The following is a 3235-nucleotide window of genomic DNA, read 5'->3' as shown; positions in this document are numbered from 1 at the left end:
GCACGCTCCGCTCGTGCAGCATCGCCAGCAGCTCCGGATCCGGATACAGCTCGTCAAGCGTCTGGTGGTACCCGGCCGACGACACCTCGGCGCAGACCCCGGCGGCCTGGAAGGCGTCGGCGATCTGGCGGTACAGCGCGTGCGGCCGCGCCGGCCGCTGCCCGAACACCTTGGCCAGGTCGGGGTGCGCCATCGAGTCGTAGATGCCGCTGGCGGCGGCCAGGCAGAGGTCGTCGCAGTAGAGGCGCCATACCTCGTCCGCCGGGTATCGATCCCAGATCGGCGCCAGCTCCCAGTCCACCGCCAGCCCCGCCACCCAGTGCACCGAGCCCAGCAGATAGTCCCAGTCATATCGTCCGACCACCTCGCCGATCCGCTGCTCCCGGCCGCGCAGGTAGTCGACCTCGAGCGCCACCTTCACCGGCAGGCCCGCGTCCCGCGCAGCCGAGACGGCGCCATGGTAGCGGCCCAGGTCGCCCACCGCATCGGCCTGCCAGAGCGCGTGGTCGAACCAGTCGCGCGCCTCGGCGAAGCGGTAGACGTGGTCGGTGAAGCCGATCTCGTCGATCCCCGCGCCGGCCGCCGCGGCCACGTAGCGGCCGACGTGCTCGAGCGTGAAGCTGTCGTCGTCGTAGGACCCGTCGTCGTCGACCAGGTGCATGTGGTAGTCGGTCAGCACCGGCGGCGGGCCTCCGCCAGGTCATCGGGCGTGGTCACCTTGAGGTTGGCGGGGTCGCCCTCGACGACCGCGACCCTGCCGCCGGCCGCCTCCACCAGCGATGCACAGTCGGTGGCCGCCGCCAGCACCTCCGCCGGCTGCGCGTACGCGCGGCGCAGCGCGTCGGCGCGGAACCCCTGGGGCGTCTGCACCGCCACCAGCGCTGAGCGGTCGGGGGTCTCCACCACCAAGCCCGCGCTGACGCGCTTGACGGTGTCGGTCACCGGCACCCCGGGCACCGCCCCGTCAGCCTGGCCGAGCGCCTCCAGCACCCGTGTCACCAGCTCGGGCCTCGCGAACGGCCGCGCCGCGTCGTGCACCAGGATCAGGTCGGCGTCGTCGGGCACGGCGGCCAGCCCGGCGGCGACCGACGCCGCCCGGGTGCTGCCGCCGGTCACGGCGGCGGCCACCTTGCCCGCGATCAGGTCGTCGGCCAGCAGCGTGGCCGGCTCCTCCCAGCCCTCGGGCACCACCAGGACGATCCCGTCCAGCGCGGGGTGGTCGTCAAGCATCCTGACGGAGTGGGCGAGCATCACCTCGTCGCCGACGCCGACGAAGGCCTTGGGCCGGTCATCGCCCAGCCGGCGGCCGTCACCCGCCCCCACCACGATCGCCCAACTGGTGAGCAGATCGGCCAAGGTCAGTCGTTTTCGCCGGCGATCTTCGTGAAGATGATCTTGCCGGAGGGCTGCTGCAGCACCGAGGTCACCTGCACCGGCAGCGTCTCGCCGATCCGCTCGCGGGCCCGCTCCACCACGACCATGGTGCCGTCGTCCAGGTAGCCGACCCCCTGGTTCGACTCCTTGCCTTCCTTGATCAGCAGGACGTCCAGCCGCTCGCCCGGGAGCACCGCCGGCTTCAGCGCGTTGGCCAGGTCGTTCACGTTCAGCACCTGCACGTCCTGGATCTGGGCCAGCCGGTTCAGGTTGAAGTCGGTGGTCAGGATCGGCATGCCCCGCTCCTTGGCCAGCTTCAGCAGCTTCGCGTCCACGTCGGACACCTGCGGGAAGTCGACGTCGGGGGTGGCCACCTGCACGTCGGTGCGCAGATCCTGCACCACCTGCAGGCCGCGGCGGCCGCGTGCCCGCTTCAGCGGATCGGCCGAGTCGGCCACCTGCTGCAGCTCCTTCAGCACGAACTCGGGCACCACCAGCTCGCCGCCCAGAAAGCCGGTTCGCACAATGTCAGCGATGCGGCCGTCGATGATGGCACTCGTGTCCACCAGTGTCGAAACGTTGGAGCCGTTCTCGAGGTCGGGGTCGCCGTCGCCCAGCGAGTGCACGCCCACCAGTCGCAGGATCCCGCGGTGCTTCTTGGCCGCCGTGAACGCAAACAGGTAGCTCAGCACCAGCACCATCGGCAACAGCACCCAGTTGCCGATGTAGGGCAGCGCGTGCACGGGCAGATACAGCAGCGCAGACACCAGCAGGCCGACCAGCAGGCCGATCGCGCCAACCGTAAGCTCGCCCGCACTGCGGGCCTGCGCCGCTCGTTCGACCCTCTTGAACCCGCGCGCAAGTCCCTTCCCCGCGAGTCCGCCGACCATCCAACCGACGGCGAACGCGAGGAAGACGATGATGCCAAACACGGTGTACGCGTAAGAAGACGAATCGAAGTGGTTTACCAGATCAAAAGTACGACCCGCGTAAACGGCACCAAGCGCGGCCAAGAGAGCGAGGACGATTCGTGAAACCAGGATCATCGCCTTGCTCCCTCCTCGGGAGGCGTATATCGCCCATCTACCGGCTCAGCCGTCGCGGCCTCCGGGGACGGGCTCGGGACAGTGTGTTCTAGGCGCGCGCTTTTCGCGCGGCGCCGATCTCTTCCAGCACCTCCTCGAGGAACTCGCGCGCCTCCTCCTCCTCCATGCCCTTTGCGTACATGAGCTCGGAGGCCAGGATGCGCTTGGCCTTGGAGAACATCTGCTTCTCGCCGGTGGAAAGGCCCTTCTCCTGGTCGCGTTGCGCGAGGTTGCGCACGACCTCGGCCAGCTCGAAGATGTCTCCGGTCTTCATCTTGTCGCGGTTGTGCTTGAACCGGCGGTTCCAGTTCTTCGGCATCTTGGTGCCGTCACCGCCCAGCACGCCCAGCACCTCTTCGACCGTCTCCTCCCCGATCACCTTGCGGAGACCGGCCCGGTCGGCGCTGTCGGAGGGGATCATCACGGTCATATCGTTGTGAATGATCTGGATCGTCAGATATTCGCGCTCGTCACGCTCTTCCTTGCGTACGACCGTGCCCGCGCCGTGATGCGGGTACACGACCTTGTCCCCAACCTCATACACGTAGCGTGTGACCTCCTCGCCGGCGTCGGTCCGGCAGTTTTTGTACCCCTAGAGGGGTAGATCATACCAGACTTGCGGCATCCGAGCGAACCAGCCAGAGCACGCAGAACCGGTTGCAAAACCTTCGAAACTAACTGTTTTCAGTCGTGATAACCATTAGTCATATGGTTGCTAATGGACAGATTGAATATGACGCGTTATCATCGATCCGTGCTCGCCATCGAGTTCACCG

4 protein-coding genes are annotated in these 3235 nt (G+C 67.6%); all 4 read right to left on the bottom strand.

Annotation, left to right across the window (positions count from 1 at the left end; genetic code table 11):
- Positions 1–679, bottom strand: a 679-nt coding sequence (locus VFW69_RS19515) for a PHP domain-containing protein (RefSeq protein ID WP_526503631.1), incomplete at its 3' end; no start/stop codon positions are given.
- A complete protein-coding gene (gene ispD / locus VFW69_RS19510) occupies positions 673–1356 on the bottom strand; it encodes a 2-C-methyl-D-erythritol 4-phosphate cytidylyltransferase (RefSeq protein WP_526503629.1) in 684 nt (227 codons plus the stop codon). The genes VFW69_RS19515 and ispD, both read right to left, overlap by 7 nt.
- A gap of 2 nt (positions 1357–1358) precedes the next feature.
- Complete coding sequence (locus tag VFW69_RS19505) at positions 1359–2420, bottom strand: PIN/TRAM domain-containing protein (protein ID WP_526503627.1); 1062 nt, start codon at positions 2418–2420, stop codon at positions 1359–1361.
- A gap of 88 nt (positions 2421–2508) precedes the next feature.
- A complete protein-coding gene (locus VFW69_RS19500; protein WP_526503625.1) occupies positions 2509–3003 on the bottom strand; it encodes a CarD family transcriptional regulator in 495 nt (164 codons plus the stop codon).
- Positions 3004–3235: the final 232 nt, after the last annotated feature.

The sequence above is a fragment of the Mycobacterium sp. genome, assembly GCF_036273375.1.
GTDB lineage: Bacteria > Actinomycetota > Actinomycetes > Mycobacteriales > Mycobacteriaceae > Mycobacterium.
This window is presented reverse-complemented; position numbering and strand designations above follow the sequence as displayed.

What these genes read in the sequence shown, in the direction of transcription:
- VFW69_RS19505 (WP_526503627.1), bottom strand. Translation starts at nt 2,420, where the DNA reads ATGATCCTGGTTTCACGAATCGTCCTCGCTCTCTTGGCCGCGCTTGGT.